Below are 18,836 nucleotides of genomic sequence, written 5' to 3' on the forward strand. Positions count from 1 at the left end.
TTTGGATCAAAGTGCCACACTACTGCATAAGCCGGCTATGGGAGAGAATCAGCAATCACGTTTGCGAGATCGCCTTCAATCCATGTCGTGTGCTTCGGGATGTTCCATCCTCCCATCTTGAATTGCTTGGGGGATGGGCGCAAATCTGCTTCCGCAAGCAAACAGGAGAAGCCATGATTTCGTCTCCGCATCCGCTGGATCATCTCGTGCTGCCGACCGTCAATATCGCTCTGGCGCGCGAACGCCTAGGCAAGCTCGGTTTCACGGTGGCTCCAGATGCGCGCCATCCCTTTGGCACTCAGAATGCCTGCGTCTTCCTTGCCGATAAAACCTATCTCGAACCTCTGGGCGTCGCATCTCCGGAGCAATGCGAGAAGAGCATCGTAGATGGCAATGTTTTCGTCGCGCGCGATCAGGCTTATCGTTTCCGGGTGGGGGATGATGGCTTTTCGGCCGTGGTATTCGGTACGGATGATGCGGTGGCGGATGATAAGCGTTTCAACGCGGCGGCGATTTCGGCGGGGCGAATGCTGGATTTCTCGCGTCCGATGAAGATGCCGGATGGAACAGAAACCACGGCAGGCTTTCGTCTTGCCTTTGCCGCCGATCTGCGCGCGCCGGATTTTCTCGCTTTCTGCTGTCAGCGCATCAATCCGCTGCCGGCTGATCGCAGCGCGCTCGAGCGTCACGAGAACGGCGTGACTGGTATCGCGCGGGTAGCGCTTTGCGCGCCGAAGCCGGCGGTCTATCGCGGTTTCTTCGAAGAGGTTGTCGGCGACCCACGCATCATGGAGCATTCCTTTGGCCTGACGATCAGGACTGCCAATGCCGATCTCGAGATTTTGACCCCGGAAGGAATGGAGGCATTCTATGATCTGCCTGTTCGCACGAATGATCCGGGGCTCAGGGCGCGGGCAATCCTTTTCAAAACGCGCGATCTTTCCGTGACATCGTCGCATTTCACTGCTAACGGCGTCACCTATACGCGTAAGAACAATCGTCTATTGGCGAGGTTGGCGCCCGGTCAGGGCGCATTGTTCGCCTTTGAGGAGATAAAATGAGCACAAATTCCGAAGTCACCGTCGGCGAGGGTGCCTCCAAGGTCCTTTTTTCCAATACTGCAAAGCTGTCGCTGATCGCCGGTCCCTGCCAGATGGAAAGCCGCGACCATGCTTTCATGGTCGCCGGCGTTTTGAAGGAACTTTGCGGCAAGCTGGGCATCGGCCTCGTCTACAAGTCCTCCTTCGACAAAGCGAACCGCACATCGCTGTCGGGCAAGCGCGGCATCGGGCTGGAAAAGGCGCTGGAGGTTTTTGAAGACCTGAAGAAGGAATATGGCTTCCCGGTCCTGACCGACATCCACACGGAAGAGCAGTGCGCCATCGTTTCCAAGACGGTTGATATCCTGCAGATCCCGGCTTTCCTGTCGCGCCAGACAGACCTTTTGGTTGCCGCTGCCAAGACCGGCCGCGTGGTCAACGTCAAGAAAGGCCAGTTCCTGGCGCCATGGGATATGAAGAACGTGCTTGCCAAGCTGAACGAAAGCGGCAATCCGAATATTCTTCTTTGCGAGCGCGGCGCCTCCTTTGGCTACAATACGCTTGTTTCCGACATGCGCTCGCTGCCGATCATGGCGGCGATGGGCGCGCCCGTCATCTTCGACGCGACCCATTCCGTGCAGCAGCCAGGCGGACAGGGCGGTTCGACCGGCGGCGATCGTCGGTTCGTCGAGACGCTGGCGCGCGCCGCCGTTGCCGTCGGTGTCGCAGGCGTTTTTGTCGAGACGCATGAGGATCCGGACAATGCACCATCCGATGGCCCGAACATGGTCTATCTGAAGGATATGCCGCGGCTTCTGGAGAAGCTGCTGGCCTTCGACGCCATCGCCAAGGCCTGAAACGTAGCCGGCATTCAACAGGCTGACATGAACTTGCGTTACGGGCCTGCAGGAGTGCCAAATCGCGGCGCGGATCGCCATTGAAATTTCCGCGCCTTCGACTAAGACGATTTAAATCGATTTATAAACCAGCGAGCAGGGAGCTATCATGACCGCAATCACCGACATTATCGCCCGCGAGATTCTCGACAGCCGTGGCAATCCGACTGTCGAAGTCGATGTCTACCTCGAAGATGGCAGCATGGGCCGCGCGGCGGTTCCGTCGGGTGCGTCGACCGGCGCGCATGAAGCTGTCGAGCTTCGCGATGGCGGCAAGCGCTACCATGGCAAGGGTGTCGAGAAGGCCGTCGAAGCCGTCAATTCGGAAATCTTCGACGCGATCGGCGGCATGGATGCCGAAAACCAGATCCAGCTCGACAACATCATGATCGAGCTCGACGGCACGCCGAACAAGTCGCGCCTCGGTGCCAACGCCATCCTCGGCGTCTCGCTCGCCGTTGCCAAGGCTGCTGCCCAGAGCGCCAACCTGCCGCTCTACCGTTATGTCGGCGGCGCTCACGCCCGCCTGCTGCCAGTCCCGATGATGAACATCATCAACGGTGGCGCCCACGCCGACAACCCGATCGACTTCCAGGAATTCATGATCCTGCCGATTGGCGCTGACTCGATCCGCGAAGCCGTCCGCATGGGTTCGGAAGTCTTCCACGTTCTGAAGAAGGAACTGGCATCGCAGGGCCACAACACCAACGTCGGTGACGAAGGTGGTTTCGCACCGGGCCTTTCCAGCGCCCCGGCAGCTCTCGACTTCATCATGAAGTCGATCGAGAAGGCCGGCTACAAGCCGGGCGAAGAAATCGCTCTCGGTCTCGATTGCGCCTCGACCGAATTCTTCAAGGACGGCAAGTACGTTCTCGAAGGCGAAGGTCGCACGCTGGAATCCGGCGCCATGGCTGAATATCTCGCCGAACTCGCAGCCAAATACCCGATCGTTTCGATCGAAGACGGCATGGCTGAAGACGATTGGGAAGGCTGGAAGACGCTGACCGACCTCATCGGCAAGAAGACCCAGCTCGTTGGCGACGACCTGTTCGTCACCAACTCTGCCCGCCTGCGCGATGGCATCGGCATGGGGGTAGCCAACTCGATCCTCGTCAAGGTCAACCAGATCGGCTCGCTGACCGAGACCCTGGACGCCGTGGAAACTGCGCACAAGGCGAACTACACCGCCGTCATGTCGCACCGCTCCGGCGAAACGGAAGATTCCACGATCGCCGATCTCGCTGTCGCCACCAACTGCGGCCAGATCAAGACCGGCTCGCTGTCGCGTTCGGACCGTCTTGCCAAGTACAACCAGCTCATCCGTATCGAGGAAGCGCTTGGCCCGCAGGCAAAATATGCCGGCCGCTCCATCCTTCGTGGCTGATATCCGAAGCCTTGGATCCGCACGGGTCTGCGGCCAGATTGTTTGCTTGGATCGAACCGCGCCTTCGGGCGCGGTTTTTTGTTGGTCCTGGCAGTTAGAGTCAACGGACAGTTAATCTCTGCCGGTTATCTTGGCTGCAGGTATTTGATTTCATGTGATCTTGTTTGGGCCGAACGGGCTTTGAGGAGATCGCGCAAAGCCAGAGCGTGACGAGCGAGTATGTGGACAAAGTATCATAAGAAGAGAAGGTTCGGCCGTCTCATCCTTCCCGCCATCACCATCGCTTTTGTGAGCTACTTCGGTTATCATTGCATTCATGGCGATTACGGCCTGAAGGCGACTGAGGTTTTCGAGCAGCGCCGCGTCGACCGTGCCAAGGAGTTGGCTGATCTTGTCGCCAGGCGCGAGCACCTTGAAAAGGAGGTCGCGCTGTTGAGTGATGGCTCTCTGGATAAGGATATGCTCGATCAATATGCGCGCTACCAGTTGACCTATTCCAAGGCGAACGAGATCGTCATCTTCAATAAATAGCCACAATTAACCGAATTCCGGTTAATTGCATTTTTGTGAGTTATATCAATAACTTGCAATGAATATGAGCCATGCAATTATAGCATTGCTGTGGCGGGCAATCTTCCCTATGTTACGCCTCACCAAAAAACGAGGCTACTCACACAGGGAGGGTTGAATGGCGCCGCGAAAGAACGCGACCGTTTCCAGCCGTAAAACAGCATCAAGGCCTGCCAAGGAAACCAATGGCGGCCCGATCGCAGATTTCGATCGTGATGCAGAGCTCAAGGCTTATCGTGAGATGCTCCTGATCCGCCGCTTCGAAGAAAAGGCCGGCCAGCTTTACGGCATGGGCTTCATCGGCGGCTTCTGTCACCTTTACATCGGTCAGGAAGCAGTAGTCGTCGGCATGCAGCTGGCGCTGAAGGATGGCGATCAGGTCATTACCGGCTATCGCGACCATGGCCATATGCTGGCGACCGGCATGAGCGCGCGCGGCGTCATGGCCGAGCTCACCGGACGCCAGGGCGGCTATTCCCGAGGGAAGGGCGGCTCCATGCACATGTTCTCCAAGGAAAAGAACTTCTACGGCGGTCATGGCATCGTCGGCGCACAGGTCTCGCTCGGCACCGGCCTTGGCTTTGCCAACTGGTATCGCGGCAATGACAATGTCAGCGTCGCCTATTTCGGTGACGGTGCCGCCAACCAGGGCCAGGTCTACGAAAGCTTCAACATGGCGCAGCTCTGGAAGCTGCCCGTGATCTTCGTGATCGAAAACAACCGCTACGCCATGGGCACCTCGACCGCTCGCGCCACAGCCCAGGCTGATTTCTCCAAGCGTGGCGCCTCCTTCGGCATTCCCGGTATTCAGGTCGATGGTATGGACGTTCGCGCCGTCAAGGCTGCGGCTGACGAAGCCGTTGCGCATTGCCGCTCCGGCAAGGGTCCGATCATTCTGGAAATGCTGACCTACCGCTACCGCGGTCACTCCATGTCCGACCCGGCGAAGTACCGTTCCAAGGATGAAGTGCAGAAGATGCGCTCCGAGCACGATCCGATCGAGCAGGTCCGTATTCGCTTGCTCGAAAAGGGCTGGGCGACCGAGGACGATCTGAAGGATATCGACAAGGATGTCCGCGACATCGTCGCAGACAGCGCCGATTTCGCCCAGAACGATCCGGAGCCGGATGCATCCGAGCTCTACACCGACATTCTGCTCTAAATCGGGGAGGGACACTATGCCCATCGACATTCTCATGCCCGCCCTTTCTCCGACTATGGAAGAGGGTACCCTTTCGAAATGGCTCAAGAAGGAAGGCGACAAGGTCGTTTCCGGTGACGTCATTGCCGAAATCGAAACCGACAAGGCCACCATGGAAGTGGAAGCGGTCGACGAAGGCACGATCGGCAAGCTGCTGATCGACGCCGGCACCGAAGGCGTCAAGGTCAACACCAAGATCGCCATCCTCTTGCAGGACGGTGAATCCGCAGACGCTATTTCGTCCGCAAAGGCTGCACCTGCTGCCGAGCCGGCAAAGACCGAGGCGCCTGCCGTCGCTCCGGCGACGGCCGCTGCGCCGGTCCCGGCCCAGCCGAAGGTTGCCGCTGCGGCTGATCCGGAAATTCCGGCCGGCACGGAAATGGTGTCGATGACAGTGCGTGAAGCGCTGCGCGATGCGATGGCCGAAGAAATGCGCGCCAACCTAGACGTCTTCGTCATGGGTGAAGAAGTCGCCGAATATCAGGGTGCCTACAAGGTGACCCAGGGCCTGCTGCAGGAGTTCGGCGCCCGCCGCGTGATCGATACCCCGATCACCGAGCACGGCTTTGCCGGTATCGGCGTCGGCGCAGCTATGGCCGGCCTCCGCCCGATTGTCGAGTTCATGACCTTCAACTTCGCCATGCAGGCGATCGACCAGATCATCAATTCCGCCGCCAAGACGCTGTACATGTCCGGTGGCCAGATGGGCGCTCCGATCGTCTTCCGCGGCCCGAACGGTGCTGCTGCCCGCGTCGGCGCTCAGCACAGCCAGGACTATGCCGCCTGGTACAGCCACATTCCGGGCCTCAAGGTCGTCATGCCCTACACGGCAGCCGACGCCAAGGGGCTACTCAAGGCTGCGATCCGCGATCCGAACCCGGTCATTTTCCTTGAGAATGAAATCCTCTACGGTCAGCATTTCGATGTGCCGAAGCTCGATAACTTCGTTCTGCCGATCGGTAAGGCCCGCATTCATCGTCCTGGCAAGGACGTGACGGTCGTCTCTTTCGGCATCGGCATGACCTATGCCACGAAGGCCGTCGCCGAGCTGGAAGCCCAGGGCATCGATGTCGAACTCATCGACCTGCGCACCATCCGTCCGATGGATCTTCCGACGATCATCGAATCGGTCAAGAAGACCGGTCGCCTGGTCACCGTCGAGGAAGGCTATCCGCAGTCCTCCGTCGGCACGGAAATCGCCACCCGCGTCATGCAGCAGGCCTTCGATTATCTCGATGCGCCGATCCTGACGATCGCTGGCAAGGACGTACCCATGCCATACGCCGCCAACCTCGAAAAGCTGGCGCTTCCGAGCGTCGCCGAAGTGGTCGATGCGGTGAAGGCCGTTTGCTACAAGTAAGGGGAGGGCTCATCGATGCCTATCAACATCACCATGCCTGCCCTCTCGCCGACCATGGAAGAGGGCAACCTCGCCAAGTGGCTGGTCAAGGAAGGCGACAAGATCAAGTCCGGCGATGTCATCGCCGAGATCGAGACTGACAAGGCAACGATGGAAGTCGAGGCTGTCGATGAGGGCACGGTCGCCAAGATCGTCGTTCCTGCCGGCACCGAAGGCGTGAAGGTCAATGCCCTGATCGCCGTGATCGCTGCCGATGGCGAGGATGTCGCGGCTGCAGCATCCGGCGCTAGTGCCGCTGCTGCTCCGGCAGCCAAGGAAGCTCCGAAGGCGGAAGCCGCACCTGCGGCAGCTCCGGCTCCGGCAAGCGTTTCGGCTCCTGCGGCTGCACCTGCACCCGTTGCATCGGCTCCAGCAGCAAACGATGGTCATCGCACCTTCGCGTCTCCGCTTGCACGCCGTCTTGCCAAGGAAGCCGGCATCGATGTGACTGCGGTTTCCGGCACCGGCCCGCATGGTCGCGTGGTCAAGAAGGATATCGAAGCTGCCGTTTCCGGCGGCACCGCCAAGGCTGCTCCTGCAACAGCATCGGCTGCTCAGCCGGCTGCCGCTGCTGCTCCGGCCGCTGCGAAGGGCATGTCCGACGACGCCGTGCTCAAGCTGTTCGAGCAGGGCTCCTACGAGCTCGTGCCGCACGACGGCATGCGCAAGACGATTGCAAAGCGCCTGCAGGAATCCAAGCAGACGATCCCGCACTTCTACGTTTCGGTCGATTGCGAACTCGACGCGCTGCTGGCGCTCCGCACGCAGCTCAACGATTCCGCTCCGAAGTCGAAGGATGGTGTTCCGGCCTACAAGCTCTCGGTCAACGACATGGTCATCAAGGCCCTGGCGCTGGCGTTGCGCGATGTTCCGGATGCCAATGTCTCCTGGACCGACAGCGCCATGGTCAAGCACAAGCATGCCGATGTCGGCGTTGCCGTCTCCATTCCGGGCGGCTTGATCACCCCGATCATCCGCAGCGCCGAGCAGAAGACGCTCTCCACCATCTCCAACGAGATGAAGGACTACGGCAAGCGCGCCAAGGAGCGCAAGCTGAAGCCCGAGGAGTATCAGGGCGGCACCACCGCCGTGTCGAACATGGGCATGATGGGCGTCAAGAACTTCGCCGCCGTCGTCAACCCGCCGCATGCAACCATCCTGGCCGTCGGCGCGGGCGAGCAGCGCGTCATTGTCAAGAAGGGCGAGATGGTGATTGCCAACGTGATGACCGTCACGCTGTCGACCGACCACCGCGCCGTCGACGGTGCGCTCGGTGCTGAGCTCCTGGCAGCCTTCAAGGGCTACATCGAAAATCCGATGGGGATGCTCGTCTGAGCCTTGTTGTGACACGGAGGCATGAATGACCAAGACTGTTCTGTGTTACGGCGACTCGCTGACATGGGGCTACAGTGCCGAAACGGTCGGCCGTCATGCCTATGAAGATCGGTGGCCGAGCGTGCTGCAAAAGGCGCTCGGCAACCAGGTGCGCGTGATCCCGGAAGGATTGAACGGCCGCACGACCGCTTTCGACGATCATCTCGCCGATTGCGACCGCAACGGTGCGAGGATACTGCCGACGATCCTGCAGACCCACAATCCCCTTGATCTCGTTATCATCATGCTCGGCACTAACGACATGAAGCCCGTCGTTGCCGGTTCGGCCTTTGCCGCTCTGCAGGGCATTGGTCGCTTGGTCCAGCTGGTGCGCAATCATGCCTGGGGGTTCGACTACGAGGTGCCCGATATCCTCGTCGTCGCCCCGCCGGCAATCACTGAGACTGCCAATGCCGCTTTTGCGGCCAGCTTTCTCGGCGCAGTCAAGGAATCGAGCAAGCTGCCGACGCTCTATAGCGATCTGGCGGACGAACTCGGATGCGGCTTCTTCGACGCTAATACGGTCGCTGTGACCACGCCGCTCGATGGCGTTCATCTCGATGCGGAAAACACCCGGGCGCTCGGTCGCGGCCTCGAGCCGATCGTGCGGATGATGCTCGGTCTCTGATAGATTCAAGGCGCCGGCTCCGATCCGCCGCCAGCAATAAGGCAGGAAACACATGGCTGAGAATTACGACGTCATTATCATCGGCTCCGGTCCGGGCGGTTATGTCGCCGCCGTGCGCGCCGGCCAGCTTGGCCTGAAGACCGCGATCGTCGAGCGCGAGCACCTGGGCGGCATCTGCCTCAACTGGGGCTGCATACCCACCAAGGCGCTGCTTCGTTCGGCCGAAATTCTCGATCATTCCAACCATCTGAAGGATTACGGCCTCGTTCTCGAAGGCAAGGTAAGCGCGGATGTGAAGGCCGTGGTCGCCCGTTCGCGTGGCGTTTCCGCTCGGCTCAACACCGGCGTCGGCTTCCTGATGAAGAAGAACAAGGTCGACGTCATCTGGGGCGAAGCCAAGATCACCAAGCCGGGCGAGATCGTTGTCGGCAAGTCGACCAAGCCGGTCGTCGAGCCGCAGCATCCGGTGCCGAAGAACGTCAAGGGCGAGGGCACCTACACCGCCAAGCATATCATCGTCGCGACCGGAGCCCGTCCGCGCGCGCTGCCAGGCATCGAGCCGGACGGCAAGCTGATCTGGACCTATTTCGAAGCGCTGAAGCCGGATTTCCTGCCGAAGTCGCTGCTCGTCATGGGTTCGGGCGCCATCGGCATTGAATTTGCAAGCTTCTATCGCTCGATGGGCGTCGACGTCACCGTCGTTGAAGTCATGCCGACCATCATGCCGGTCGAGGATGCCGAAATCTCCGGCATTGCCCGCAAGCAGCTGGAAAAGCGCGGCCTGAAGATCTTCACCAAGGCGAAGGTCACGAAGGTCGATAAGGCTGCCAACTCGATCACTGCCCATGTCGAAACCGAAGACGGCAAGGTGCAGCAGATCGTTGCCGACCGTATGATCTCGGCCGTCGGTGTCCAGGGCAACATTGAGAACCTCGGCCTCGAGGCGCTCGGCGTGAAGACCGACCGCGGCTGCGTCGTCATCGATGGCTACGGCAAGACCAACGTGCCGGGCATCTACGCGATCGGCGACGTTGCCGGTCCTCCGATGCTGGCGCACAAGGCCGAGCATGAGGGCGTCGTCTGCATCGAGAAGATCGCCGGCCTGCCGAATGTTCACCCGACCGACAAGAGCAAGGTGCCGGGCTGCACCTATTGCCAGCCGCAGGTTGCTTCCGTCGGCCTGACCGAAGCCAAGGCCAAGGAACTCGGCCGCGATATCCGCGTCGGCCGCTTCTCCTTCGTCGCCAACGGCAAGGCGATCGCGCTTGGTGAAGACCAGGGTCTCTGCAAGGTCATCTTCGACAAGAAGACCGGTGAGCTTCTGGGCGCACATATGGTTGGCGCCGAGGTCACCGAACTCATCCAGGGTTTCGTCGTCGCCATGAACCTGGAGACGACCGAAGAAGAGTTGATGCATACGATCTTCCCGCATCCGACCGTTTCGGAAACGATGAAGGAAGCCGTGCTGGATGCCTATGGCCGGGTGCTGAACGCTTGATAATTTCCTGCCATGCCCTTTATCCAGGGGGTGGAAAACAGGAAAGGAAATCAACATGTCTATAACGGCGGAAGGTTGGATCGTCTTTCTTCTCATCGGGTTGGTCGCGGGTTTCCTCGCGAGCCTGATCGTTGGAGGCGGTGGGCTCATCGGTTGCCTGGTGAGCGGTGTGATCGGGGCTTTCGTGGGCGGTTTCCTCTTCCGTTATTTCGGGATATCGCTCGGCATTGAAAATGCGCTTGTCGTGGAGATCATCCATGCCACGGTCGGTGCGATCATTGTGGTGCTGTTGGCGAGATTGATCGTCTAGAGCATCATCGTTAAGACGCAATGCGACGCCCGGCAGGACTGTCCTGAAGGGCGCCCGAAAAGAGGGTTTGATGGAAAGCGTAGGTTGGCTGGGTCTGATCATCATCGGCGGTCTTGCGGGCTGGCTCGCGGGCAAGCTGATGGACGCACGCTATGGCGTCATCCTGAACATCATCCTCGGCATTGCCGGCTCGGTCGTGGCTGCGGCGCTGATGGTGGCCCTGCATGTCGGCGTACCCGGCGGCCGGCTTGGCTTTTTCATCACCGGTTTCATCGGTGCATGCATTCTGATATTCCTCGCCAAATTCGCTCGGCGATGAAGGGCCGCATTTCAAGCGGCGGAAAGTAGACGTTTCATGGTCACCATTCTCGACACGATCAACCCGGACGCCAAGCGCGTGCGACACCCGGAGAAGGCGCATCGGCCGGATACGGAAGTCATGCGCAAGCCGGACTGGATCCGCGTGAAGGCGCCGACATCGAAGGGCTATGCCGAAACCCGCTCGATCGTGAAGGAGCACAAGCTCGTCACGGTCTGCGAGGAAGCCGGCTGCCCGAATATCGGCGAATGCTGGGACAAGAAGCACGCCACCTTCATGATCATGGGCGAGATCTGTACCCGCGCCTGCGCCTTCTGCAACGTCGCGACCGGCAAGCCGAACGCGCTCGACATGGCGGAGCCGGAAAACGTCGCCAAGGCCGTCAAGCAGATGGGCCTCAGCCACGTCGTCATCACCTCGGTCGACCGCGACGACCTGGAAGATGGCGGCGCCGAGCATTTCGAGAAAGTCATCTGGGCGATCCGCGCCGCTTCGCCCTCGACCACGATCGAAATCTTGACGCCGGACTTCCTGAAGAAGCCGGGCGCCCTGGAGCGCGTCGTCGCTGCCAAGCCCGACGTCTTCAACCACAATCTGGAAACCGTGCCCGGCAATTATCTGACGGTTCGCCCCGGCGCGCGCTACTTCCACTCCGTCCGCCTGCTGCAGCGGGTCAAGGAACTGGACCCGACCATGTTCACCAAGTCGGGCATCATGGTGGGCCTCGGCGAGGAGCGCAATGAAGTGCTGCAGCTGATGGATGATCTGCGCACCGCCGATGTCGACTTCCTGACAATCGGCCAATATCTGCAGCCGACGCGCAAGCATCATCAGGTGATGAGCTTCGTGACGCCGGAAGAATTCAAGTCCTACGAAACCGTGGCTTACACCAAGGGCTTCCTGATGGTCGCTTCCAGCCCGCTGACGCGCTCGTCGCATCACGCCGGCGACGATTTCGCGCGTCTGCGTGCTGCCCGCGAAAAGAAGCTGCTGCTGGCAGCGGAATAGGAAAAAAGTAGCCTCTTTGTCCCCAGGGGCGGCGACGCGGAGATATCAGGAGCCTTTTGGTTCGAATAGTTCGATCGCATTCCCGGACGGATCCTCGCACAGGATTTGTCGTCCGCCTGGTCCCTCTATGATGTCGTTGCGGAAATGAACACCATGTTCGCGCAGAGTGGAAACGAGTGTGGGCAATTCTTCCTGAATCTCAAGCACGAACCGGTTCCAGCCGCCCGGTTCAGGTTTGCGGCCATCCGGCATTGGGCGGGAAGCCGACGCCATCGGGCCTGCAAGCCACAATGTGAGGTCATCCCGTGTCAGAATCGCCATTGCCGGTCCGAACTGTTGTTTTAGCGTAAAGCCGAAATGCTTCAGATAGAATGCCGCTGCCGCTTCCACATCCTCTACTATGTACCGCACCATCGCCATTGCGCTGCTCCTCGATCTGGCCAAGGGATCCTTACCACGGTTTTCGCGTGCTCTGCCACAGGATCGTCATCCGCTTGATTTAGGAAGCACGCCAGCCGTTTGTTGCCCGTACCGGCGCCCGTCAAGATCGAATATGGAGCCGAATCGTGGAGCAGATCGTCGCGCCGCAAGCGCTTGTCCGTGTCGTTAATATCGAAGAGGCGGCTGCGCTTGTCAAAAAGGCGAACCGAATCCTCGTCATGGGCTGCTCCGGCGGCGGCAAGTCGACCCTGTCGCAGAAGATCGCCACACACGTCGGCCTTGCCTATGTCTCGATCGATCGCGACGTTTTGTGGCTGCCAGGCTGGGTTGAGCGCGACAAGGCCGAGCAGCGCGCCATCATCGTTGCCAAAGTGCAGGGCGAGCGATGGATCATGGACGGGACCAATCCCTCGACATTCGATGTGCGTCTGCCACGCACGGACTTGGTCATATGGGTGAGGATGCCTCGCTTACTATGCATCTGGGGTGCCGTTTCTCGCTGGATTAAATGGATGGGCCGCACGCGACCGGAGATGGCGCCTGGCTGCACAGAAAAAATCGATTGGGAGTTCCTGCGCTTCATCTGGACATTTGAAGAAAAATTCACGCCGCGTGTGTTGGCTGGCCTAGCACAGCATGGCCCCGATGTGCCTGTTTTGCAGCTGAAATCCCGCGGCGAAATGCGTCAGCTCCTTGATCTTCTTGGCCGTCCTGCTTAATTGCGGCTCATGCCTCAATTCGAAACCCATCGCCCCGTTCCGCATTCGCCAGACCAGATGTTCGACCTCGTCGCCGATGTGGAGCGCTATCCGGAATTCCTGCCGCTTTGCGAGGCGCTCACGATCCGCAGCCGCAAGGAGCGTGACGGCAAGAGCCTGCTCGTTGCCGATATGACGGTCGGCTATAAGGCCATCCGCGAGACGTTCACCACACAGGTGCTGCTGAACAAAGCGGAGCGCGCGATCGACGTGAAATACATCGACGGACCGTTCAAGTATCTCGATAATCGCTGGCGCTTTGCACCCTCTGAAAACGGCGGCTGCAGCATCGATTTCTTTATCGATTACGAGTTCAAGAGCCGCATCCTTGGTGCCTTGATGGGATCGATGTTCGATCGGGCTTTCCGCATGTTCACGGATGCCTTTGAGACGCGCGCGAACAAAATCTATGCTTGAAGCCGTGCCCGGTCATTGAGCGAGTGTGACTAGCATCTCCAGCGCCGTCTTCAACGTAGCGAGCCGAACCTTGTCGCGGCCGATGTCGCCATAGCGCATTTCGTGATGGAGGAGCGCGCCGCTGCGAGCCTTGGCGGCGAGGTGGACGAGCCCGACCGGCTTTTCTGCCGAACCGCCGCCGGGGCCGGCGATACCCGTAACCGCTACGGCGAAATCAGCCCGGGAGCGGAAGAGGGCGCCATGGACCATCTGCAGCGCCGTTTCCTTTGAAACCGCGCCGAACTGCGTAAGTGTCTGCTCCTGAACGCCGAGCATCTCCATCTTGGCAGTGTTGGTGTAGGTGACGAAGCCGCGATCGAGGACGGCGGATGAGCCGGGAATTTCCGTCAGAGCGCCGGCGATCAGCCCGCCGGTGCAGGATTCGGCTGTCGCGACCATCCAGCTTTTTGCTGTGAAATCCGTCACGATCGTTTGCGCGAGCGCGATAATCTCATCGGGAAAATGCATTATGCCTTGCCTCCGCGATAGACGACGGTGGCGGTCGCGATGGCCGCTATGCCTTCGCGGCGGCCGACGAAGCCGATCTTCTCGTTTGTCGTCGCCTTAACCGAGCAGCGATCGATGCTGATGCCCAGAAATTCGGAAAGCCTCGCGCGCATGGTGTCGCGATGCGGCCCGACCTTCGGCGCCTCGGCGATCAGCGAGACATCCGCATTCATGATGGTGCCGCCGCGTTCGCGCACGATCTTTGCCGCATGCTCGATAAAGATGCGCGACGGAGCGCCCTCCCATTGCGGATCGGAGGGCGGGAAATGATCGCCGATATCGCCGGCGCCGCAGGTGGCGAGCAGCGCGTCCGTCAGGGCATGCAGGGCGACATCGGCGTCCGAGTGCCCCTTCAGCTTCTGGTCGTGGGGAATGAAGACGCCGCAAAGGGTGACGCCATCGCCCGGCTCCAGCTGGTGGACGTCATAGCCGTTGCCGGTGCGCACATCAGGCAGCAGACCGGCGCTGAGCTTTTCATCGGCCATGGCAATATCCCTTTTGATTGTCAGTTTTACGTTGTCGGCGCTGCCGATCGCGAGTGTCACCGGTAGGTTACACCATTCCGCGATTGCCGCATCGTCCGTGAAATCGGTTCTGCCATCGGCAGCGGCTTTTTCATGGGCGTCGAGAATATCGGCGAAACGGAAGGATTGCGGCGTCTGCGCGGCGTGCAACCCGGTGCGGGGAATCGTATCGACGACTAGTCCATCGGCATTGCCGCGCTTCAGCGTGTCTGTGATGGGTATAGCTGGCAGCACGCCCGGCGCACCGTCTGCAAGCGCTGCGGCGACACGATCCAGCAGATCATGATCGAAGAAGGGGCGTACGGCATCGTGGATCATCACATGCGTGACGCCGCTGTCTTTCAAAGCGCGCAGCCCGGCAAGCACGGACTGCTGGCGAGTCGCCCCACCGAAGGCGATCTTGATCTCAGGCAGGCCTGAAACCTGTTCCAGAGCCGCACGCAGCAGCTTCTCATCGTCGCGATGGGCGACGACGACGATTTTCGATGCCTGCGGCCATGTCACGAATCTTTCAAGCGTATGCGCAATAACCGCTCTGCCGCCGATCGGACGATATTGCTTGGGGCCTTCTTCCGGAGAACCCGCCCGTTCGCCGCGCCCGGCGGCCACGATGACGATTCCCACCGACAACGGTTGCTTTGAATGCATTTGCGTCATAAATCCCCGAAGATGAAAGGCTCCGTCTCGGCATGGCTTTGAAAAGCGTAGAGCTTTCTTTTGAACAAGCACATGCTAAATAGATCGCCAAAACGGGACCCTGCTCAAGCAGGGTCTATCGCCTCAACTGAGTATTTTCCAGCATCTGCCCAAAAAATATCGGGATTCTTCGAAACCCCTTGGCAAACTTTCAAAGCGTGTCTAAAAATAGTGCAGACGTATGGTGTGCCCGAAAGATAATCATTTGCTGTCTTCCAAGCTTGCAGCCCCATTTTCCATCGGTTCCGTATCCATCCGGAATCGTGTGATCCTGGCACCGATGTCGGGCGTGACCGATCTGCCTTTCCGGCAGCTTGCCTTGCGCTATGGCGCCGGTCTGGTCGTTACCGAAATGGTCGCAAGCCGCGAGCTCGTGCAGGATACGGCTGAATCCTGGGCGCGCCTGAGAAGCGCGGGGTTGAAGCCGCATATGGTGCAGCTTGCCGGCCGCGAGGCGCATTGGATGGCCGAGGCTGCAAAGATCGCCACGGACAATGGCGCCGATATCATCGATATCAATATGGGCTGCCCCGCCAAGAAGGTGATTGGCGGCTATTCCGGCTCGGCACTGATGCGCGATCCGGATCATGCGCTGACATTGATCGAAGCGACGGTCCGTGCGGTGAACATTCCCGTCACGCTGAAGATGCGGCTCGGCTGGGACAAGAATTCCATCAATGCGCCCTATATCGCGCGCCGGGCCGAAGAGGCCGGCATCCAGCTCGTCACCATTCACGGTCGTACGCGCATGCAGTTCTATGAGGGCAGGGCGGATTGGGATGCCATCCGCGCCGTGCGCGATGTTGTCTCCATCCCGCTTGTTGCCAATGGCGATGTCGAAACGGCTGAGGACGCCAAGGAAATTTTGCGCCGCTCCGGTGCCGATGCCGTCATGATCGGCCGTGGCTGCCAGGGCCGCCCGTGGCATGCGGGCGTGTTGGCCGGTCATCGCGAGCCAAGCCGCCAGGAGATCGTCGAGATCGCTCTCGAACACTATCGGATGATGCTGGAATTCTACGGCGAAACGGTCGGCATTCGCCATGCGCGCAAGCATCTCTCCTGGTATCTCGACCGCTACGCGTCGGCAACGGCAGGTACCGACAAGGCAAAAATTATGACGTCGAAAGATAGCGGCGAAGTGGCTGCATCCTTCCGTGCTGCGCTGCAGGCCGGCGCCGATCTCGCCCAATGCGTTCAGGAGGCTGCATGACCTCGAAATCCAGCTCCGGCGCCGGTGATACCGCGGCCAACTCTGTCGCCATGGCGGTTCTCAACGCAATCCAGAATCCCGTCGTCATGGTCGACGAGGCGGGTTTGATTGCTTTCGCCAACTGGGAGGCGGAGGCCTTCTTCGGCGCCAGCGCATCGCATCTGTCGCGCTACAAGATTTCGACGTTCATTCCGTTCGGCAGCCCCTTGCTGGCGTTGATCGATCAGGTGCGGGAGCGCCGCGCGCCGGTCAACGAATATCGCGTCGATCTGAGTTCGCCGCGCCTGGGACAGGACAAGCTGGTGGATATCTATGTTGCGCCGATTTCCAGCGACACCGGCTCCGTGGTGGTGGTGTTCCAGGAACGCTCCATGGCGGACAAGATCGACCGGCAGCTGACGCATCGCGCCGCCGCCCGCTCGGTCACGGGCCTTGCCTCCATGTTGGCGCATGAGATCAAGAATCCGCTGTCGGGCATCCGCGGCGCCGCACAGCTGCTGGAGCAGTCGGTCGAGGACGACGATCGCGCCCTGACGCGCCTTATCTGCGACGAGACGGACCGTATCGTCTCACTGGTCGACCGCATGGAAGTTTTCTCCGACGAGCGGCCCGTCGATCGCGTCCCGGTCAACATCCACTCCGTGCTCGATCATGTGAAGGCCGTCGCCAAGGCGGGCTTTGCCCGCAACATCAAGATCTCAGAGAATTACGACCCCTCTCTGCCGGCGGTTTTCGCAAACCGGGATCAGCTCGTACAGGTCTTTCTCAATCTGGTGAAGAACGCTGCTGAAGCGGTGGGCGACCGTCAGGACGGCGAGATCATGCTGACAACGGCCTATCGCCCCGGCATCAGGCTCTCGGTTGCCGGCACGCGCGAAAAAATCTCGCTGCCGCTGGAATTCTGCGTTATCGACAACGGCCCGGGCGTGCCGGCCGATCTCGTGCCGCATCTCTTCGATCCGTTCATCACCACGAAGACGAATGGTACCGGCCTCGGCCTCGCGCTGGTCGCCAAGATCATCGGTGACCACGGCGGTATCGTCGAATGCGACAGCCAGAACCATCGCACCACATTCCGTGTTTTGATGCCTGCCTCCAAAGGCATCACCTCTGAAGATGCCCCACTTCCGAACTCTACAGGGACTACTCGATGACAGCCACGATCCTTGTCGCCGATGACGATGCGGCCATCCGCACCGTGCTCAACCAGGCTTTGAGCCGCGCGGGTTACGATGTACGCATCACATCGAACGCTGCCACGCTCTGGCGTTGGGTCTCCGCCGGCGAAGGCGACCTTGTCGTAACAGACGTCGTCATGCCCGACGAAAACGCATTCGACCTGCTGCCGCGCATCAAAAAGGCGAGGCCGGATCTGCCTGTTCTGGTCATGAGCGCACAGAATACGTTCATGACGGCGATCAAGGCATCGGAGAAGGGCGCCTACGACTATCTCCCGAAGCCTTTCGACCTGACCGAGCTGATCGCAATCGTCGGTCGCGCGCTGTCGGAGCCGAAGCGCAAGCCGGCAAAGATTGAAGACGACATGCAGGATGGGATGCCGCTCGTCGGCCGCTCCGCCGCGATGCAGGAAATCTACCGCGTGCTCGCACGCCTGATGCAGACAGATTTGACGCTGATGATCACTGGCGAATCCGGTACCGGCAAGGAACTGGTGGCGCGCGCCCTGCATGACTACGGCAAGCGCCGCAACGGTCCCTTCGTGGCCATCAACATGGCTGCCATCCCGCGCGACCTGATCGAATCCGAACTGTTCGGCCACGAGAAGGGCGCCTTCACCGGTGCACAAACCCGCTCGACCGGACGTTTCGAACAGGCCGAAGGCGGCACGCTGTTCCTCGACGAAATCGGCGATATGCCGATGGATGCGCAGACGCGCCTGCTGCGCGTGCTGCAGCAGGGCGAATATACCACCGTTGGCGGCCGCACCCCGATCCGCACCGATGTCCGCATCGTCGCCGCCACCAACAAGGACCTGAAGCAGGCGATTAATCAGGGCCTCTTCCGCGAGGATCTCTATTACCGCCTCAACGTCGTGCCGCTGCGCCTGCCACCGCTGCGCGACCGCGCCGAGGACATCCCGGATCTCGTGCGTCATTTCATCCAGCAGGCCGAGAAGGAGGGGCTGGGTTCCAAGCGTTTCGATCAGGAGGCGCTCGAACTCATGAAGGCCTATCCCTGGCCGGGCAACGTCCGCGAGCTGGAAAATCTTATCCGCCGGCTGATGGCGCTTTATCCGCAGGATGTCATCACCAAGGAGATCATCGACGCGGAGCTGCGCGCCGACGTGCCCGACAGCCCGATCGAAAAAGGGCCGGTCCGCACCGGCTCCATGACCATCGCGCAGGCGGTGGAAGAGAATATGCGGACCTATTTCGCCAGTTTCGGCGAGAACCTGCCGCCCCCGGGTCTCTACGACCGCGTATTGACGGAGATGGAATATCCGCTGATTCTCGCCGCCCTGACCGCGACACGCGGTAATCAGATCAAGGCGGCCGATCTTTTGGGTCTCAACCGCAATACGCTACGCAAAAAGATCAGAGAACTGGGTGTTTCGGTTTACAGAAGTTCCCGAACGGCTTGACAACGCGAGCCGATG

General features: G+C 60.2%; 20 protein-coding genes. 17 read left to right on the forward strand and 3 right to left on the reverse strand.

Features of this window, described 5'->3' with window-relative positions; genetic code table 11:
- Positions 1-173: 173 nt before the first annotated feature.
- The 12 genes from FHT73_RS23400 (at position 174) to lipA (ending at position 11,627) form a co-directional block, all read left to right on the forward strand.
- Positions 174-1,061: a VOC family protein gene (locus FHT73_RS23400; protein WP_183715164.1), complete on the forward strand. Its 888-nt coding sequence runs from the start codon at positions 174-176 to the stop codon at positions 1,059-1,061.
- The gene (gene kdsA, locus FHT73_RS23405) at positions 1,058-1,897 is read left to right on the forward strand and encodes a 3-deoxy-8-phosphooctulonate synthase (RefSeq protein ID WP_112338329.1); all 840 of its coding nucleotides are present in this window, start codon (positions 1,058-1,060) and stop codon (positions 1,895-1,897) included. Before FHT73_RS23400 ends, kdsA begins: the two co-directional genes overlap by 4 nt.
- 148 nt (positions 1,898-2,045) lie before the next feature.
- Positions 2,046-3,320 carry a phosphopyruvate hydratase gene (gene eno, locus FHT73_RS23410; protein ID WP_112338330.1) on the forward strand — a complete coding sequence of 425 codons (1,275 nt, stop codon included), beginning with the start codon at positions 2,046-2,048 and terminating at the stop codon, positions 3,318-3,320.
- Positions 3,321-3,539: 219 nt separating this feature from the next.
- Complete coding sequence (locus FHT73_RS23415; RefSeq protein ID WP_015339812.1) at positions 3,540-3,851, forward strand: septum formation initiator family protein; 312 nt, start codon at positions 3,540-3,542, stop codon at positions 3,849-3,851.
- Between the two features lie 157 nt (positions 3,852-4,008).
- A complete protein-coding gene (gene pdhA, locus FHT73_RS23420) occupies positions 4,009-5,052 on the forward strand; it encodes a pyruvate dehydrogenase (acetyl-transferring) E1 component subunit alpha (RefSeq protein WP_015339813.1) in 1,044 nt (347 codons plus the stop codon).
- A 16-nt stretch (positions 5,053-5,068) separates the two neighbouring features.
- A complete protein-coding gene (locus tag FHT73_RS23425; RefSeq protein WP_183715166.1) occupies positions 5,069-6,451 on the forward strand; it encodes a pyruvate dehydrogenase complex E1 component subunit beta in 1,383 nt (460 codons plus the stop codon).
- A 15-nt stretch (positions 6,452-6,466) separates the two neighbouring features.
- A complete protein-coding gene (locus FHT73_RS23430; protein WP_183715168.1) occupies positions 6,467-7,825 on the forward strand; it encodes a pyruvate dehydrogenase complex dihydrolipoamide acetyltransferase in 1,359 nt (452 codons plus the stop codon).
- Positions 7,826-7,850: 25 nt separating this feature from the next.
- Positions 7,851-8,492: an SGNH/GDSL hydrolase family protein gene (locus FHT73_RS23435; RefSeq protein WP_183715170.1), complete on the forward strand. Its 642-nt coding sequence runs from the start codon at positions 7,851-7,853 to the stop codon at positions 8,490-8,492.
- 52 nt (positions 8,493-8,544) lie between these two features.
- Positions 8,545-9,990: a dihydrolipoyl dehydrogenase gene (lpdA, locus tag FHT73_RS23440; RefSeq protein ID WP_112415153.1), complete on the forward strand. Its 1,446-nt coding sequence runs from the start codon at positions 8,545-8,547 to the stop codon at positions 9,988-9,990.
- 55 nt (positions 9,991-10,045) lie between these two features.
- Positions 10,046-10,300, forward strand: coding sequence for a GlsB/YeaQ/YmgE family stress response membrane protein (locus FHT73_RS23445; protein WP_015339818.1), 255 nt, complete (start codon positions 10,046-10,048; stop codon positions 10,298-10,300).
- 70 nt (positions 10,301-10,370) lie between these two features.
- Positions 10,371-10,619, forward strand: a complete 249-nt coding sequence (locus FHT73_RS23450) for a GlsB/YeaQ/YmgE family stress response membrane protein (RefSeq protein WP_015339819.1) — start codon at positions 10,371-10,373, stop codon at positions 10,617-10,619.
- 36 nt (positions 10,620-10,655) lie between these two features.
- Positions 10,656-11,627 (forward strand): lipoyl synthase, encoded by a 972-nt coding sequence (lipA, locus tag FHT73_RS23455; RefSeq protein WP_112338334.1) that lies wholly within the window; start codon positions 10,656-10,658, stop codon positions 11,625-11,627.
- A gap of 45 nt (positions 11,628-11,672) precedes the next feature.
- Here lipA and FHT73_RS23460 read toward each other — a convergent pair whose 3' ends face one another.
- Positions 11,673-12,047 carry a VOC family protein gene (locus FHT73_RS23460; protein ID WP_183715172.1) on the reverse strand — a complete coding sequence of 125 codons (375 nt, stop codon included), beginning with the start codon at positions 12,045-12,047 and terminating at the stop codon, positions 11,673-11,675.
- Between the two features lie 146 nt (positions 12,048-12,193).
- Here FHT73_RS23460 and FHT73_RS23465 point away from each other — a divergent pair, with 146 nt between their 5' ends.
- Positions 12,194-12,787, forward strand: a complete 594-nt coding sequence (locus FHT73_RS23465) for an AAA family ATPase (RefSeq protein ID WP_183715174.1) — start codon at positions 12,194-12,196, stop codon at positions 12,785-12,787.
- 9 nt (positions 12,788-12,796) lie between these two features.
- Positions 12,797-13,243 carry a type II toxin-antitoxin system RatA family toxin gene (locus FHT73_RS23470; RefSeq protein ID WP_112338338.1) on the forward strand — a complete coding sequence of 149 codons (447 nt, stop codon included), beginning with the start codon at positions 12,797-12,799 and terminating at the stop codon, positions 13,241-13,243.
- A 12-nt stretch (positions 13,244-13,255) separates the two neighbouring features.
- On the opposite strand, the gene FHT73_RS23475 is transcribed toward FHT73_RS23470, so the two are convergent.
- Complete coding sequence (locus FHT73_RS23475) at positions 13,256-13,753, reverse strand: CinA family protein (protein WP_183715247.1); 498 nt, start codon at positions 13,751-13,753, stop codon at positions 13,256-13,258.
- Complete coding sequence (locus tag FHT73_RS23480) at positions 13,750-14,970, reverse strand: bifunctional 2-C-methyl-D-erythritol 4-phosphate cytidylyltransferase/2-C-methyl-D-erythritol 2,4-cyclodiphosphate synthase (protein ID WP_183715176.1); 1,221 nt, start codon at positions 14,968-14,970, stop codon at positions 13,750-13,752. Before FHT73_RS23480 ends, FHT73_RS23475 begins: the two co-directional genes overlap by 4 nt.
- A gap of 220 nt (positions 14,971-15,190) precedes the next feature.
- Here FHT73_RS23480 and dusB point away from each other — a divergent pair, with 220 nt between their 5' ends.
- The 3 genes from dusB to ntrC are packed head-to-tail and all read left to right on the forward strand — an operon-like array spanning position 15,191 to position 18,821.
- Complete coding sequence (gene dusB / locus FHT73_RS23485; RefSeq protein WP_183715178.1) at positions 15,191-16,219, forward strand: tRNA dihydrouridine synthase DusB; 1,029 nt, start codon at positions 15,191-15,193, stop codon at positions 16,217-16,219.
- On the forward strand, positions 16,216-17,373 hold the full coding sequence (locus tag FHT73_RS23490) for a nitrogen regulation protein NR(II) (RefSeq protein ID WP_183715179.1): 1,158 nt from the start codon (positions 16,216-16,218) through the stop codon (positions 17,371-17,373). The genes dusB and FHT73_RS23490 overlap by 4 nt, the downstream gene beginning before the upstream one ends.
- Positions 17,370-18,821 (forward strand): nitrogen regulation protein NR(I), encoded by a 1,452-nt coding sequence (gene ntrC / locus FHT73_RS23495; RefSeq protein WP_183715181.1) that lies wholly within the window; start codon positions 17,370-17,372, stop codon positions 18,819-18,821. The genes FHT73_RS23490 and ntrC overlap by 4 nt, the downstream gene beginning before the upstream one ends.
- Positions 18,822-18,836: the final 15 nt, after the last annotated feature.

The organism is Rhizobium sp. BK098 (genome assembly GCF_014193155.1).
GTDB lineage: Bacteria > Pseudomonadota > Alphaproteobacteria > Rhizobiales > Rhizobiaceae > Rhizobium.

What these genes read in the sequence shown, in the direction of transcription:
- FHT73_RS23400 (WP_183715164.1), top strand. Translation starts at nt 174, where the DNA reads ATGATTTCGTCTCCGCATCCGCTGGATCATCTCGTGCTGCCGACCGTC.
- kdsA (WP_112338329.1), top strand. Translation starts at nt 1,058, where the DNA reads ATGAGCACAAATTCCGAAGTCACCGTCGGCGAGGGTGCCTCCAAGGTC.
- eno (WP_112338330.1), top strand. Translation starts at nt 2,046, where the DNA reads ATGACCGCAATCACCGACATTATCGCCCGCGAGATTCTCGACAGCCGT.
- FHT73_RS23415 (WP_015339812.1), top strand. Translation starts at nt 3,540, where the DNA reads ATGTGGACAAAGTATCATAAGAAGAGAAGGTTCGGCCGTCTCATCCTT.
- pdhA (WP_015339813.1), top strand. Translation starts at nt 4,009, where the DNA reads ATGGCGCCGCGAAAGAACGCGACCGTTTCCAGCCGTAAAACAGCATCA.
- FHT73_RS23425 (WP_183715166.1), top strand. Translation starts at nt 5,069, where the DNA reads ATGCCCATCGACATTCTCATGCCCGCCCTTTCTCCGACTATGGAAGAG.
- FHT73_RS23430 (WP_183715168.1), top strand. Translation starts at nt 6,467, where the DNA reads ATGCCTATCAACATCACCATGCCTGCCCTCTCGCCGACCATGGAAGAG.
- FHT73_RS23435 (WP_183715170.1), top strand. Translation starts at nt 7,851, where the DNA reads ATGACCAAGACTGTTCTGTGTTACGGCGACTCGCTGACATGGGGCTAC.
- lpdA (WP_112415153.1), top strand. Translation starts at nt 8,545, where the DNA reads ATGGCTGAGAATTACGACGTCATTATCATCGGCTCCGGTCCGGGCGGT.
- FHT73_RS23445 (WP_015339818.1), top strand. Translation starts at nt 10,046, where the DNA reads ATGTCTATAACGGCGGAAGGTTGGATCGTCTTTCTTCTCATCGGGTTG.
- FHT73_RS23450 (WP_015339819.1), top strand. Translation starts at nt 10,371, where the DNA reads ATGGAAAGCGTAGGTTGGCTGGGTCTGATCATCATCGGCGGTCTTGCG.
- lipA (WP_112338334.1), top strand. Translation starts at nt 10,656, where the DNA reads ATGGTCACCATTCTCGACACGATCAACCCGGACGCCAAGCGCGTGCGA.
- FHT73_RS23460 (WP_183715172.1), bottom strand. Translation starts at nt 12,047, where the DNA reads ATGGCGATGGTGCGGTACATAGTAGAGGATGTGGAAGCGGCAGCGGCA.
- FHT73_RS23470 (WP_112338338.1), top strand. Translation starts at nt 12,797, where the DNA reads ATGCCTCAATTCGAAACCCATCGCCCCGTTCCGCATTCGCCAGACCAG.
- FHT73_RS23480 (WP_183715176.1), bottom strand. Translation starts at nt 14,970, where the DNA reads ATGACGCAAATGCATTCAAAGCAACCGTTGTCGGTGGGAATCGTCATC.
- dusB (WP_183715178.1), top strand. Translation starts at nt 15,191, where the DNA reads ATGGTGTGCCCGAAAGATAATCATTTGCTGTCTTCCAAGCTTGCAGCC.
- FHT73_RS23490 (WP_183715179.1), top strand. Translation starts at nt 16,216, where the DNA reads ATGACCTCGAAATCCAGCTCCGGCGCCGGTGATACCGCGGCCAACTCT.
- ntrC (WP_183715181.1), top strand. Translation starts at nt 17,370, where the DNA reads ATGACAGCCACGATCCTTGTCGCCGATGACGATGCGGCCATCCGCACC.